Origin of the sequence: Defluviimonas sp. D31, assembly GCF_033436765.1 — a bacterium.
In the GTDB taxonomy this organism is placed as follows: Bacteria; Pseudomonadota; Alphaproteobacteria; order Rhodobacterales; family Rhodobacteraceae; genus Albidovulum.
This window is the reverse complement of sequence record NZ_JAWQFN010000010.1, coordinates 34,792-49,275: the sequence shown is the minus strand read 5'-3', so window position 1 is coordinate 49,275 and position 14,484 is coordinate 34,792. Positions and strand designations below refer to the sequence as shown.

General features: G+C 67.3%; 13 protein-coding genes. 1 reads left to right on the top strand and 12 read right to left on the bottom strand.

Features of this window, described 5'->3' with window-relative positions; all coding sequences use genetic code 11:
- Positions 1-3 precede the first annotated feature (3 nt).
- The 10 genes from R5H32_RS16415 to R5H32_RS16370 form a co-directional block, all read right to left on the bottom strand.
- Entirely contained in the window at positions 4-705 is a 702-nt protein-coding gene (locus R5H32_RS16415; protein ID WP_318339777.1) for a fumarylacetoacetate hydrolase family protein, read from the bottom strand.
- A complete protein-coding gene (locus R5H32_RS16410) occupies positions 702-3,059 on the bottom strand; it encodes an aldehyde dehydrogenase family protein (RefSeq protein ID WP_318339776.1) in 2,358 nt (785 codons plus the stop codon). The genes R5H32_RS16415 and R5H32_RS16410 overlap by 4 nt, the downstream gene beginning before the upstream one ends.
- Positions 3,060-3,066: 7 nt before the next feature.
- Positions 3,067-4,035, bottom strand: a complete 969-nt coding sequence (deoC, locus tag R5H32_RS16405; RefSeq protein WP_318339775.1) for a deoxyribose-phosphate aldolase — start codon at positions 4,033-4,035, stop codon at positions 3,067-3,069.
- Positions 4,036-4,140: 105 nt separating this feature from the next.
- On the bottom strand, positions 4,141-4,815 hold the full coding sequence (locus tag R5H32_RS16400; protein ID WP_318339774.1) for a DUF1523 family protein: 675 nt from the start codon (positions 4,813-4,815) through the stop codon (positions 4,141-4,143).
- A gap of 7 nt (positions 4,816-4,822) precedes the next feature.
- Complete coding sequence (locus tag R5H32_RS16395; RefSeq protein ID WP_318339773.1) at positions 4,823-5,095, bottom strand: hypothetical protein; 273 nt, start codon at positions 5,093-5,095, stop codon at positions 4,823-4,825.
- Entirely contained in the window at positions 5,092-6,468 is a 1,377-nt protein-coding gene (locus tag R5H32_RS16390; protein ID WP_318339772.1) for a DUF6638 family protein, read from the bottom strand. Before R5H32_RS16390 ends, R5H32_RS16395 begins: the two co-directional genes overlap by 4 nt.
- Before the next feature lie 73 nt (positions 6,469-6,541).
- Positions 6,542-6,883 carry a hypothetical protein gene (locus R5H32_RS16385; protein ID WP_318339771.1) on the bottom strand — a complete coding sequence of 114 codons (342 nt, stop codon included), beginning with the start codon at positions 6,881-6,883 and terminating at the stop codon, positions 6,542-6,544.
- Positions 6,880-8,817 (bottom strand): ATP-binding protein, encoded by a 1,938-nt coding sequence (locus tag R5H32_RS16380; RefSeq protein ID WP_318339770.1) that lies wholly within the window; start codon positions 8,815-8,817, stop codon positions 6,880-6,882. Before R5H32_RS16380 ends, R5H32_RS16385 begins: the two co-directional genes overlap by 4 nt.
- A gap of 71 nt (positions 8,818-8,888) precedes the next feature.
- Positions 8,889-10,016, bottom strand: a complete 1,128-nt coding sequence (locus tag R5H32_RS16375) for a hypothetical protein (RefSeq protein ID WP_318339769.1) — start codon at positions 10,014-10,016, stop codon at positions 8,889-8,891.
- Positions 10,017-11,093 carry a hypothetical protein gene (locus R5H32_RS16370; protein WP_318339768.1) on the bottom strand — a complete coding sequence of 359 codons (1,077 nt, stop codon included), beginning with the start codon at positions 11,091-11,093 and terminating at the stop codon, positions 10,017-10,019.
- Positions 11,094-11,263: 170 nt separating this feature from the next.
- On the opposite strand from R5H32_RS16370, the gene R5H32_RS16365 reads away from it, so the two are divergent.
- Positions 11,264-12,550 (top strand): acetylornithine deacetylase/succinyl-diaminopimelate desuccinylase family protein, encoded by a 1,287-nt coding sequence (locus R5H32_RS16365; protein WP_318339767.1) that lies wholly within the window; start codon positions 11,264-11,266, stop codon positions 12,548-12,550.
- Between the two features lie 134 nt (positions 12,551-12,684).
- Here the strand turns inward: R5H32_RS16365 and panC are convergent, their stop codons facing one another.
- Both panC and panB read right to left on the bottom strand, forming a co-directional pair.
- On the bottom strand, positions 12,685-13,527 hold the full coding sequence (gene panC, locus R5H32_RS16360; RefSeq protein WP_318339766.1) for a pantoate--beta-alanine ligase: 843 nt from the start codon (positions 13,525-13,527) through the stop codon (positions 12,685-12,687).
- Positions 13,524-14,351 carry a 3-methyl-2-oxobutanoate hydroxymethyltransferase gene (gene panB / locus R5H32_RS16355; RefSeq protein WP_318339765.1) on the bottom strand — a complete coding sequence of 276 codons (828 nt, stop codon included), beginning with the start codon at positions 14,349-14,351 and terminating at the stop codon, positions 13,524-13,526. Before panB ends, panC begins: the two co-directional genes overlap by 4 nt.
- Between the last annotated feature and the right edge of the window lie 133 nt (positions 14,352-14,484).

Below are 14,484 nucleotides of genomic sequence, written 5' to 3'. Positions count from 1 at the left end.
ACGTCACGCCCGCCGGGGCGCGATCGTCAGATCCACCGGGGCAAGCCCCTCGATTTCTCCGTGCAGGACATCGCCGGGGCGCACCGGCCCCACGCCGGCCGGGGTGCCGGTGAAGATGATGTCGCCGGGGCCCAGGTGGTAGAGCGTCGAGAGATGGGCGATGATACCGGCCACCGACCAGACCATGTCGGCGAGACGGGCGCGCTGGACCAGCTTGCCGTTCAGGAGAAGCGACAGGCTCTGTGGCCCGGGCTGGCCGAAGTCCCCGGCGCGGGTGATCGGGCCGATCACGGCGGCATTCTCGAAGTCCTTGCTCGTGTCCCAGGGCCGGCGCTTGTCCTTGGCCGCCGCCTGCAGGTCGCGCCGGGTCATGTCGAGCCCGGCGGCATAGCCGAAGACCGCATCGAGCGCCTTGCCCTTCGGGATCCGGAAGGCGGAAGCGCCGAGGGCGACGACGAATTCCATCTCGTGGTGGAAATCGGCGGTGCCGGGCGGATAGGGGATGGTGGCGCCGGAGAGGGTCAGATGCGCCGGCGCCTTGGTGAAGTAGAACGGCGCCTCGCGGTCGACCTCGGCGCCCATCTCCTTCGCGTGGTCGGCGTAGTTGCGCCCGACGCAGAAGATCCGGGTGACCGGAAAGGCGGCGTCCTCGCCGTGCAGGGGCACGGTGACGGGGTCGGGGGTTGGAAACACGAGCCTGGTCATTCGCCGTAAGGGACCCAGATGTTCTTCACCTGCGTCGCGCGGAGCAGGAAGTCGCGGCCCTGGCCGCCGGGCCCGGACCAGTCGCGGTTCGGCGGGCACCAGGTGAGCTTGAGGTTGCCCGCACTTTCGGCCTCGACCATCGCCGCGCCGTCCTCCGAGCCGCAATACCACATCGCGGCGACGTCGTCGTGTCCGGCGAGGGTCTTCGCCAGTTCGTCGCGGGCGCCGGTGACGATGTTGACCACCCCGCCGGGGAGGTCGGAAGTGTCGAAGACCTGATAGAGGTCGGTCGCGGCCAAGGGCATCGCCTGCGCCGGGATCGCGACGACGCGGTTGCCCATCGCGATCGCCGGCAGGACGAGGCTGAGAAAGCCGAGGAGCGGCGCGTCGTTCGGACAGGCGATGCCGATCACGCCGAAGGGTTCGGGCATCGCGAGCGTGACATGGGCGGATTTCGTCGCATGCACCGCGCCGTCGAACTTGTCGGCCTGGGCGGCGTAGTAGAAGGCGCGGCGGATCGCCGTCGCCACCTCCTCGGTCGGTTTCGGGGTGCCGGCGGACTTGAGGCGCCGGGTGAACTCGGCCTCGCGGGCGGCGAGGTTCTCGGCGAGGTAGTAGAGCACCTGGGCGCGGTTGTGGCCGGTCGCCCTGCCCCATCCACCCGCCTTGTGCGCGGCCTCGACGGCGTTCCGGATGTCCTTGCGGTTGCCGAGACCGGCGAGGCCGATCGCGCCCGACTTGCCGGTGACGGTGTAGGAATAGCCGCCGTCGGGGCGTTTCTGGGCGCCGCCGACATAGAGTTTCGCGGTGCGGTCGATCGGGGCCGTGCCCGTGGATGGCGCGCCCGGCACCGGCGCGGCATCGAGCCGCGCCGGTGCCGTCTCGGGCTTCGCCCGAGGGGCCGGACCCGAGACGTATTCGCGCATGCCCTCGCGGCCGCCCTCGCGGCCGAAGCCGCTCTCGCGGTAGCCGCCGAAGCCCGCCCCGGCGTCGAAGATATTGGTCGCGTTCACCCAGACGACGCCGGCCTTGACCTTCGCGGCGATGTCGAGCGCGAGGTTGATGTTCTCCGACCAGATCGAGGCGGCGAGCCCGTAGCGGGTGTTGTTGGCCAGTTCCACCGCCTCGTCGGGGGTGCGGAAGGTGGTGAGCGTGGCCACGGGGCCGAAGATCTCCACCTCGGAGACGATGTTGGCGGGGGCGACATTGGTCATGAAGCCGGGCGCGAAGAAGCAGCCGGTCGCCGGAAGCTGGCCCTCGGCCTGGTGCAGCACGGCGCCCTCGGCCTCGCCCTTCGCGACGAGGTCGCGGATGCGGGCGAGCTGGACCGGATCGACGATGGCGCCGATGTCGGTGGACTTGTCGAGGGGGTCGCCGGTGCGGAGCTTGGCGAGCCGGGCGCGGAGGCGTGTCACGAAGGTCTCCGCGATGCCCTCCTGCACGAGGATGCGGCTCCCCGCGCAGCAGACCTGGCCCTGGTTGAACCAGATCGCGTCGACGACGCCCTCGACCGCGCCGTCGAGATCGGCATCGGCGAAGACCACGAAGGGCGACTTGCCGCCCAGTTCCAGCGTCAGTTTCTTGCCCGTTCCAGAGGTCGCCTTGCGGATCGCGCGGCCGACCTCGGTCGAGCCGGTGAAGGCGATCTTGTCGACCTCGGCGGCGACCAGCGCGGCGCCGGTCTCGCCGTCGCCGGTGACGATGTTCACGACGCCCTTCGGCAGGCCGATCTCGGCGCAGATCTCGGCGAAAGCGAGCGCGGTCAGCGGCGTGTATTCGGCGGGTTTCAGGACCACCGTGTTGCCGGCGGCGAGCGCCGGCGCGATCTTCCAGGCGAGCATCAGGAGGGGAAAGTTCCACGGGATGATCTGGCCGCAGACGCCGACGGGCACGGCGCCGGGAAACTCCTCCTCCAGCATCTCGGCCCAGCCGGCATGGTGGTAGAAGTGGCGCGCGACGAGGGGGATGTCGATGTCGCGGCTCTCGCGGATCGGCTTGCCGTTGTCGAGCGTCTCCAGAACGGAAAGGAAGCGTTCGCGTTTCTGGACGTGGCGGGCGATGGCGTAGAGCCATTTCGCGCGTTCGTGGCCGGGCAGCTTCGACCAGCCGGGAAGGGCGGCGCGGGCGGCCTTCACCGCCGTAGCTACGTCCTTCGCCGAGCCCTGCGCCACCTTCGCAAGCTCGGCGCCGGTCGCGGGATCGGCGGTCGGGAAGGTCTTGCCGGGCTTGGTGAAGGCGCCGTCGATAAAATGGCCGAACGTCCCCCTTGCCTTCAGCCAGCCCATGACCTCGCCCGAGGCCTCGGGCGCCGGGCCGTAGTCCATCGTCTCCAGTATCTCGGTCACTGTCGGCATCGGTCCCTCAGGCAATCGCGTGGCGCGAGGACGCGGCATAGCGTCCGGTGACGTGGTGTTCGAGCTGGCGCTCGATATCGGCAAGCATCGAGGAGGCGCCGAGCCGGAAGAGGTCGGGCTTCAGCCAGTCGTCGCCAAGCTCCTCCTTCATCAGGATCTGCCAGGCGATCGCGTCCTTGGCGGTCTTCATGCCCCCCGCCGGCTTGAAGCCGATCTTCTGGCCGGTGCGCGCGCCGTAATCCCGGAGTGCGCGGGCCATCACGAGGCTCACGGGCAGCGTCGCGTTCACGCCCTCCTTGCCGGTCGAGGTCTTAATGAAATCCGCGCCCGCCTGCATCGCCACCATCGAGGCCTTGTAGACGTTGCGCAGCGTCCTGAGGTCGCCCGTCGCGAGGATCGCCTTGAGATGCGCGGCGCCGCAGGCCTCGCGCATCTCGGCGACCTCGTCGTAGAGCGCGGACCAGTTGCCGTCGAGGACATGGGCGCGGGTGATGACGATGTCGATCTCGTCCGCGCCGTGATCGACGGCGTAGAGGATCTCGGCGAGGCGGAGGTTGAGGGGCATGAGGCCCGCCGGGAAGCCGGTGGCGACCGAGGCGACGGGGACGCCGGTGCCGTCGAGCGCCTTGACCGCGGTCGAGACCAGCGTCGGATAGACGCAGACCGCGCCGGTCGTCAGCCCGGCGAGCCCGAGCCCGTCGAGGATGTGATCGGCCAAGGGGTTCCGCGCCTTGGCGCAGAGCCTGCGCACCCGCTCGGGCGTGTCGTCGCCGGCGAGCGTGGTGAGGTCCATGCAGCGGATCGCGTTGACGAGCCAGGCCGCCTGCCATTCCTTCTTGACCGTGCGCCGCGTGGTCAGCGTCGCGGCCCGGCGCTCGGCCGCGGGTGTGTTCACCGCTATCTGGTCGAACCAGTCGAGCTGCAGGGGAACGCCCGGATTTCGCGCGGCGTTGGGAAGGGCATGAACCTCTGGCATCGGACTGTCCTGGCTGGCGGCGTCAACCGATCATAGCGCGGGACGCTAACGCCTGTCTCCGGTCTCGGCAATCCGATTTTGACCACAGGGTCAAATTCCCCGCGCTCACCGCCGCGGCTTGCCCTTCCAGGTGCCGAGCCAGCCGCGGAACCGGCCCCAGAGGCCGCGCGCCCGGTCCGCCGCCTCATCGGCGCGCTGGTCGACGCTGTCCCAGGCCTCTTCGACATCGGCGAGCATCGGGTCGATGGAGCGTTCGCGGAACTGCAGCCACATCCGGCGCAGCATCAGGAGCACGACGCCGAGGAAGACGAAGAAGAAGATGTTGAACCAGGGGATGATCGTCGCGTCCGGCCCCTCGACCGGCTTGATCGCGATCGCGTTCGGGAAAGAGGATAGGTATTCGATCCGCCAGCCGTAATGGGTGAGCAAGACCCACTCCGGCGCCGCGGAGGTGGATTTCGCATCCTCCGCCTCGGTCTGCAGGTTCGCGGTATCGAACTTGAAATAGGGCGGCCAGGACCAGCCGGTATCCTCGTTGCGGTAGACCATCGGCTTGCCGTTGGCCTTCACCGTCTGGATGAACTGCACGTCGCGGTTGATGAGCCCGGTCGACTGGTCGTCGGGCTTCGCCCAGAATATCCGGGTCCAGTCGTTGAGGTCCTGCCGCTCCTGGTAGGTGTTGACCACCCGCACGATGTCATGCTGCGGAAGCGTGTAGTGGAAGAAGCCGAAGACGATGAGCGCAATCAGCGTCAGCACGGTCCATTTCGCGTATTTCATCTTCGCCTCAATGGTTGGTCAGGTAGATCAGCAACACCACAGCGAGCGTCGGGATGACGTAGACGAGCCAGATCAGCTTGCGCCTGAGGCTCTTCTCGTACTCCTTCATGCCCGCCTCGATATAGGCGTCTCGGGCCGGGGATTCACCCCCGTCGTGCTCGCCGTCCCATTCCTTTTCCAGCCGCTCGCGCTCGACCGAGCGGGAATAGATCGACAAGAGCACATACATCACCGTCATCGCGATGAAGCCGAAGACGGCAAGGCGGAGGAAGGCGATCATCGGCGCTCCTTTCTCACCGCGCCCCAGGGGCCGACGATGTCGAGTATGTCGGGTTCACGTGTCCGAGGCGCACCGGAGCGGGTCCAGGGCCCCGGCTCGTGCATGCCGGGCTCGGGGCCGAACAGAGCCTCGCGCGCGCCGGCCTTGTCGATCTGGTATTCGCGTTGAAGATAGTCGGCGACATAGGCCTTCTTCGCCTCGGGCCAGGAGCGGTAGAGGTCGTAGAACAGCTCTTTGTGGCAGATGAAGAGCTGGCGCACGTCGAGCGGAGAAAGTTCGGCGAGCAGCATGTTGACGAGGTCGCGGTCGGCATGGGGGCGGGCCCGGAGCGTGTAGAAGTAGGCCGGATGCGCCGAGGTGATGCGCGGCCAGGAACCGCCCGTCTCGATCCATCTGAGAAGGGCCGCAAGCCCGTGGAACTCCTCGGGCAGCCGCGCGCCGATGGCCGTGGCGGCCTGCCTCAGCTCGCGCCGGGCGCCGTGGCCGATCTCGAGCCCGAGGCTCGCGGCGGCGGCGACGACGATGAAGTCCATCTTCTGGCGCAGGATCGCCGCGGCATCGGCGCCGCGGGCGTTGACGATCGGCTCCACGAGGTCGTTGATCTCGAGGAATTTCGCGATCTGGTTGCGGTCGCCGAGGTCGAAGACATACTTGATCGGCAGCGCGCCCAGCGCCTCTTTCTTTCCGACCGCGATCGCCGCCGGATGCTCGACGTCGCGGAAGATGTAGAGGCCGCCGAAATGCGCGGTCCAGAAATTGCGCTGGTCGAAAGTGGTGGACTTGAGCGCGACCGGATTGCGCGTCACGTCGCCGGTCTTTTCCGCAAGCTCGATCATCTCGGCGATCAGCACGTCATCCCACCAGCCGTCCTCCTCGGTGCGGAAGCGGTCGATGAGGCCCGAGAGCCTCGCGCCCTCGGCCACATGGTTGCCGGCCGTGTCAGCAACGACGGTGATGCGGCGGATGTCGAAAAGCCGGGCCGGGCTTTCAAGGTCGTAGACGGTGTTTTCCAGCTCCCCCGCCACGGCGTCGCGCGCGGTGAGGGTGAAAAGCTGCGCCTCGTTCTCCTCGATGAAGCGGGTGAGGATGCCGCGCGAGGTGGAGAACTGGGCGTTGAGCAGGGGGGCGGTCTTCTGGTCGGTGGTGAGCAGGATGAACTGCCGGTTGCAGCCGTTGGCGTTGAGATAGAGGTGATCGGAAAGCTCGTCTCCGATCTCGGGCGAATAGCCGGAGATGTCGATGTGGAAATCGGAAAGCTGCGTCTGCTTGCCCGTCAACGCCTTCAGCGCGCGGTTGTAGCGCTCGATGAGCGCGGGGCTCTCGACCGGGATCAGGTTCCCGAACATCAGGCCCTTTTCGATGAGGCGTCTCATCGGCATCTCTCCCAGCCGACTCTGTCAGGCACTATTCGCAACGCCGTGATTGTGAGCGTGATTGCAGCCCCGATCATGCCCCCTTCCTTCTCCGCAAGGTCTCGGCCAGAGGCATGATCAAGTATAAAGCTCCGCCGGTCAGTGCTGTCGCACTTCCATAAAGCAGGAAAATGTCCAAGGCCGAGAATTTCATATCGCATTGGATTGCCCGAAATGAGCCAAGCAATGCCGACGGCCCGCAAGCGCTTGCCACAATGGCGAGACTCTCCACCAGAAGCCCCAGAGCCAAAACCGCTAGACCGTTGAACACGGCCGTTGATCTCGACGAGGCGTTTGGGCGCAAGGAAACGAGGACCGCCACCCAAGCAATTTCTCCGGTAGCGACGAGCACAATGATGGCCCAGAAACCGCTCACCCCTTCCCCTCCAGATACCGCCGCTTGGCCTCTTCCATTCGCCGCATGTCCCGAACGGCCCCCTCGATGGCGATCTCGTCCGACTTGTCGGCATAGCGGAATTCCGAATCCGCGTAGCGGTTGATCTCCTGCACCACCATCTCGACCGTGATCGGTTTCCTGAGCTCCGAGATCATCGCCTTCTTCTCGTCGTAGGACTTGAAGAGGAACAGCTCCGGCGCCTCCATCCATTCGTCCGGCAGTTCGAAATCCATCGCCCGGACCTTCACCGCGTCGGTGATGTTCTTGATCGCGCGGCCGGTGAAGCGCTCGTCCGCCTCCTGGATCGCCTTGAGATAGGCGCCGAGCTTGGCGATGGTGTCGAGCTTGCCGATCCGCCCCTCGACCTCGGCCCAGACCGCCTTCAGCCCCTCCTCATGCGGCAGCGAATGGCCCTCGAACGAGGCCGCGACCGCCCGCTTGATCTCCTGTGCCGCGTAAAGCTCGTGGTCCCCGAGCGGGATCGCGTGGTTCTTGCCGAGAAGCAGCGCGAGGATGTCGATGTAGTCCTCCCGCGTCTGGGGGCCATCGACGAGGAACCGCGCGCCCGCCCGCTGGCGCAGGGCGTCGTCGACATTCTCGGGGTAGTTCGAGAACATCCCGAAGGTGCAGTTGCCGCGCACGACGGTGTTCGCCCCGGCGAAGGCTTCCATCAGGACCGCCGTGATCTCCTGCTGGCCCGCCGAGGATTGCCGGTCGCCGCGCTTGCCCGCGACCTGGTCGATGTCGTCCACCGTGCCGAAGCCGATCACGGCCGGGTCCATCACGTTCTGGATGAAGGCCTTGGCGTTCTGCCCCGACTTGCCCTGGTAGGAATCCACGTTGTCGATCGACAGGTTCTGGTAGCGGAAGGGATAGCCCGCCACCTTGCAGTAGTCGTTCAAGAGCCCCGCCATCATCTGGATCAGCGTCGTCTTGCCGGTCCCCGGCTTGCCGTCGCCCATGAAGGTGAAGATGAAGCCGCCCATCTCGGCGAAGGGGTTGAGCTTTCGCTCGAAATCATAGGCCATGAGCATCTTGGCGAGCCGCATCGCCTGGTACTTGGCGATGTGGTTGCCGACGACCTCGTTCGGCTTCTTGAAGGTCATCACCAGCGTCGAGCCGCGGGCCTTGCGCGCCGGCTCGAAACCCGCGATCGGGAAATCGTCCGCCTCGACCCGGTAGTTCGCGCCCGTGAAGGCCTCGAGCCGCGGCGCCGACCCGGCCCGCAGCTTCACCTTCTCCATCAGTTGCTCGGCATAGGCCAGCACCACCGCCACCAGCTTCGGCTCCTCGGCGGCGAAAAGCGCGATGTCCTGGTCGAGCTCCCAGAGCGCGCCGTGGAGCGCCAATTGGGCATTGTCGGTCAGGACCTCCTCGACCGCGCCGACCTCCACGGTCTCCTCGGTCGCATGCGCGGCGAGGAGGAAGGCCGTCGCGTTGGCGAAGACCGACAGCACCGCCAGCGCCTCGGCCGACAGCAACTCGGAAAACTCGTTCTTGCGGCCCGCCGGCAGACGGTTCTCCAGATTGGCCTTCTTCAGTTCGGCAAGCCCGGTCTGGCCCGAAAACGCCTCGCCCACGGCGAGCGCGACCGCCAACGCCCGCCTCAGCGCCTGCAGCACCACCGCCTCGATGGGCGCAACGATCGGATCGTCGCCGCCGATCGCCTCGATCCGCTCGATGAGCCGCACCCCCTCGGGCCGCGCCGCCGACCGCGTCACCAGCCCCGGCGTGGTCGAACGGAACCGCGGCCGCGCGCCCGTCCCGGGCGACCGCTCCGCCGGCGCCTCCACGACCTCGGCCCTCGCCAGCCGCGGCGCGTGATCGAACCCCGAAAGCATCGAGGCCGCCGCCGGATAATGCGCCCGGATCTCTTCTTCCTTCAGCTCCATCTCGTTCCGCGGCGCGCTCATCGAAACCCCTTGTCCTTCTTCATTGCCCAAATACCCCCAGGGGTGCGGGGGCGGCGCCCCCGCTCGGCGGCTCATCCATAGACGAGCACCCTGCCCTCCTTGCCGACGACGAACTTCCGCACGTCGCGGAACCCCGCCGGATCCTTCTCGGCCAGGACCTGGAACGGCCGTTGCGGCAGGATCAGCGACCGCGTCACCCGCGTCGCCCCGGTATCCACCCCGCGCCCGGTGAAGGGGTCGAGCCGGAATACCTCGCGCTCGACCTCCGAAAACCAGCCCTTCTCGACCTCGACCCGCTCGCTTTCCAGCTCCTCGACGGTCCAGGCGAGCGCCCAGTCCTCGCCCTTGGGCGACTTCGCCTCCTCCAGCACCTCGCGGATCGGCCCGGTCTGGAGCGTGAAGGCGCTCGAATACATCGGCCCGAGATGAAGCCGCCGCAACCGCTTCGGATGCAGGTCGTCGAAATCGGTGTCGAACCCCTTGGCGATGGTCAGGAGCTTCAAGCCCCCCACCGACTGCGCCATCAGATGCGCCTGTACCGAAGGCCAGCGCCGCTCGTCGAGTGGCAGCGCCTTGCGGCCCGAATCCACCACCTCCATCAGGTAGACGACCGGCACGTTGAGCTGGCTGTCATAGGTGCCCCAATGGACCAGATACCCGCGCCGCCCGCCCGTGACATCGGCGATCCACTCCGCCTTGGGATGCATCTGCGCGAAGTAGAGCCCGCCCCGCTGCAGCGCCTCGTAGTAGAGCCGCTGCGACAGCGCATATTGCAGCCGCGTCGGCACCACCCGCTCGCCGACGATCTGGCGCACCATCTCGTCCTTGAGCCGGTCCGCATCGGCCATGCCCTCCAGATGCCGCGCCGCCTGCGCCGCATCGTTGGCCATCGTCACCAGCTCCTGGTAGATCGGAAAGCCGCTTTCGTGGAGGTCGATGATCAGGTGCTTCTGGCCGATCCCGTCGAGCCGGCCCGAGACGAGATACTTGAGGCTCAAGGCCTTGAACGTGGCCGCGATGGCGCGGACATACCCCTCGAGCACGTCGCCGTCCATCGCCGAGAAGCCGCGCTCCTTCTCCATCGCCTCGGCGACGCCGCCGAGAAGCCGGGTTATGCGCTCGAACTTCGCGAAGTAGCGCCGCGCGGCGAGGTCGTCGTCGAGCGCCTTGTGGTCGGTGGTCAGGTCAAGATCGGGCACTTAGCCACCATAGAGGTTCTTGTCGTGCTTCTCGACGATCGCCGCGAAGCGCCGGGCGAAGCGTTCGTCGGCCTTGGCCTTCTGCTCCAGCACCTTGCGGGCGAACACCATCTGGTCTTCATGCTTTTCCAGCATCTCGGCCATCCGCGTGTTCGTCGCGACGCCGATCCCGGCCATCGCCGCCTGCGCCTCCTGGTCGGTCTTCACCCCGATCTCGTTGATCTTGTGGGCCACGTCCTGCTGCTGGGCGGTCTTCAGCGATTTCGTCAGCGCGTCGTAGAGCACGACCCGCTGCTTGGTGTCGGTCTGCAGCTTGTTGATCAGAACCATCTGCGTCGCCGCCTGGTTCTGCAGGCTGTCCACCCAGGACTTGCCCTTCTCGATATATCGTTCCAGCGTCTGCGATTTCGCGAGCTTCACCTGCTCGTCCTGCACCATCGCGTTGTAGCGCTTGTTGAGCTCCGCGAGCTGGCTTTCAAGCTTGGTGCGCGCCGCAGCGTCCTGCTCGACGCTGATCGCGTTCTCGATCTTGATGATCTCGGGATCGAGCTTCTGGATATCGGCGCGCAGGGCCTCCAGCTCGCCCACCGTCACCTCGCGGTCCGTCAGCGTCTCTGTCAGGTTCGCCTCGACCTTGTCCTTGTGCTGGTTCAGCACGCCGAGCTGGCCCTCCAGAAGCTTCACGATCACGTCGGACTTGCCGATCAGATCCTGCAGCTTGTCGTCGATCGAGGCGCCGCGCAGCCGCTCCTGCCGCATCGCCTCGGACTTGCCGGCGGCGAAGATGCCGACGAAACTCTCCCAGCCGGTCTTCGAGCGCATCTCGTCGAAATCCCGCGAGAACCCCGCTGTGACGTCGTCGAGACCCATGATCAGCTCGGCGATATTGGCGTTCATCACCTCGGCATGCTTGTGGACGTCGTCGAGCGTCGCGTTCTCGATGTCGATCGAGACATCGTCCCCCGCCTTCAGCTTCGACCGCGCGGTCTCGATCCGGCTCGTGAGCTCGGAAATCTTGGCCTGCGCCTCGGAGACCTGCTTCTGGCTCTCCTGAATCTGGGCATCGAAATCGGACATGGGCGTTCCTCGATGTTAATCTCTTTTACAATGATGGGGATGCGCCATGCGGTTGTCATCCCCCGGCCGTGGAAATCTTATCGCAAAAACCGCCGCCCCCGTCATCCCGCTTTTGACGCGGACGTTTTTGCCGTTGCGACCCGGGGGCGGGGGTGATTAGCCTTCGGCCCATGACCAACCCCCTCGAGACCCGTATCGCCGCCGAGATCGCCGCCCGCCGCGAGGCGCTGATCGCCCTCACGCAGGACCTGATCCGGATCCCGACGCTCAACCCGCCGGGGCGGAACTACCGCGCGATCTGCGATTACCTCGCCGCGCGTCTCGAAGCCGCGGGCTTCACGGTCGAGCTGATCCGCGCCGAGGGCGCGCTCGGCGACAGCGACGCCCATCCGCGCTGGAACCTCGTTGCGCGGACCGAGGGCGCGCAGCCCGGCGACTGCGTGCATTTCAACTCGCACCACGACGTGGTCGAGGTCGGTCACGGCTGGACCCGAGACCCGTTCGGAGCCGAGATCGAGGGCGACCGCATCTACGGCCGCGGCGCCTGCGACATGAAGGGCGGCCTCGCCGCCAGCGTGATCGCCGCCGAGGCCTTCCTCGCCGCCTGCCCCGATTTCGCCGGCGCGATCGAGATCAGCGCCACGGCGGACGAGGAATCGGGCGGCTTCGGCGGCGTCGCCTACCTCGCCGAACAGGGCCGCTTCGATCCCGAGCGCGTCCAGCACGTCATCATCCCCGAGCCCCTGCACAAGGACCGCATCTGCCTCGGCCACAGGGGTGTCTGGTGGGCCGAGATCGAGACGAAGGGCCGCATCGCCCACGGCTCGATGCCCTTCCTCGGCGACTGCGCGGTGCGCCACATGGGCGCGGTCCTCGCCGAGATGGAGGCGACGCTCTTTCCGCTCCTCGCCACCAAGCGCACCGAAATGCCGGTGATCCCCGAGGGCGCGAAACAGTCGACGCTCAACATCAACGCGATCCACGGCGGCGCGGCGGAACCCGACGAGGATTATACTGGCCTGCCGGCGCCCTGCGTCCCCGACCGATGCAGCATCACCATCGACCGGCGCTACCTGATCGAGGAGGATATTTCGGAGGTGAAGCGCGAGGTCACCCAGATGCTCGAGCGGATCAAGACGGCGCGGCCCTCCTTCGAGTACGAGATCCGCGATCTCTTCGACGTGCGCCCGACGATGACCGACAAGGAGGCGCCGATCGTCCGTACCACCGCCGCCGCGATCGAGAAGGTGCTCGGCCGAGAGGCGGCTTTCGTCGTGTCGCCGGGCACCTATGACCAGAAGCACATCGACCGGATCGGCCGGCTGAAGAACTGCATCGCCTACGGCCCGGGCGTCCTCGACCTCGCGCACCAGCCCGACGAATGGATCGGCATCGCCGACATGGAGGACAGTGCCAAGGTCATGGCGCTGGTTCTCGCCGAGCTCCTCGCTCCCTGAGCGCGCGCCCCTCAATTCTTCATTGCGGGAAATACCCCGGGGGTCGTCCATTGGTGCGCCATTGGTTCGAGAACCAATGGACGACGGGGCAGCGCCCCCGCCCGGGTCCGGGGCGTCAGCCCCGGAAACCCGTCTCAGGGTGCGACGGCAATATTGTCGATGAGCCGCACCGGCCCGAGCCATGCCGCCGCCAGAAGCCGCGCCGGCCGGTCGAGACGGTCAAGCGGCGCGAGCCCCTCGGCCTCGCGCAGCTCGAGGTATTCGACCTCGGCAAAACCGGCCGCCACGACCGCGTCCCGTGCGCTCGCGAGCGCGGCGGGAACCGGCGCGCCGTCCTTGATCGCCGCCGCCGCCGCCGCCATCGCTCGGTGCAGCGCCGGCGCGACCGCGCGTTCCTGGGCAGAAAGACGCAGATTGCGCGACGACATCGCAAGCCCGTCCGCCTCGCGCCGTGTCGCGCAGCCCGTGATCGTGGCCGGGATGTCGAGGTCGCGCACGAGACGGCGCACGATCTGCAGCTGCTGCCAGTCCTTCTCGCCGAAATAGGCCCGGTCGGCCCCGGTCATCATCAGGAGCTTGGTCACCACCGTCGCCACGCCGTCGAAATGGCCGGGTCGGAAGGTGCCCTCCAGATCGGTGCTGAGGCCCGACACGCCGACCGTGGTGGCGAAGCCATCGGGATAGACCACTTCGGGCGCGGGGGCGAACAGGAGGTCCACGCCCGCCTCCATCAGCATCGCCGCGTCGCGGTCCTCGGTGCGGGGATACCTGGCCAGGTCCTCGGCATTGTTGAACTGCATCGGATTGACGAAGACCGTCGCGATCACCCGGTCGGTGCCCGCCTTCGCGGCGGCGACGAGGCTCAGGTGCCCCTCGTGCAGCGCCCCCATCGTCGGCACCACGCCGACGCTCTGACCCGCCCGCTTCCAGCCCGCGACAACGCTGCGCAGGCCCTTGACGTCACGCACGGTTCTCATTTGCGCACCGGCTCCTCGCCGAAGACGTGTTCGGGCGCCGGGAAGGTGCGCGCCCGGACCTCGGCGGCATAGGCGGCGATGGCGCGGTCGCCCTCCTGGCCGAGCTCGGCATAGCGCTTGACGAATTTCGGCCGGAAGTCGGTGAAGAGGCCAAGCATGTCGTCGACCACCAGCACCTGGCCGTCACAATCGGCCGAGGCGCCGATGCCGATCGTCGGCACCGCGATCCCCGCCGTGATCTCGCGCGCGAGCGCGTCCGGCACCTTTTCCAGCACCACCGAGAAGGCCCCGGCCTCGACCACCGCGGCCGCGTCGCGGCGGATGCGGTCGGCGTCCTCGCCCCGGCCCTGCACCCGGTAGCCGCCGAGCGTGTTCACCGCCTGCGGCGTCAGCCCGACATGGCCCATGACCGGGATGCCGCGCCGGGTCAGGAACGCGATGGTCCCGGCCATGTGCTCGCCGCCCTCGAGCTTTACCGCCGCCGCGCCGGTCTCGGACATGAGCCGCGCGGCATTGCGGAACGCCTGGTCCGGGCCCTCCTCGTAGGATCCGAACGGCATGTCGATGACCATCATCGCGCGGGAAAGCCCCCGCGCCACCGCCTGGCCGTGGAGCACCATCATCTCCATCGTCACATGAAGCGTCGAGGGCAGGCCGTGCAGCACCATGCCGACGCTGTCGCCGACGAGGACGATGTCGCAATGCGGGTCGACGAGCCGCGCCACCGGGGTCGTGTAGGCGGTCAGCACGACCAGCGGCGTGCCGCCCTTGCGGGCGCGGATATCGGGCGGAACCGGCCGCCGTATCTCGGTCGTGGCGCTCATCCGTCCGTCCTCCCCTCCTGCCGCCCGTTCTTTCTAGCTGCACCGCAGCATCGTTTCCAGCTTTCTCTTCAACCGACCGTCCGGCTTGATCGGCATCGGAAACCGGCCAAAGATACTGCCAAAAATCCGGCCG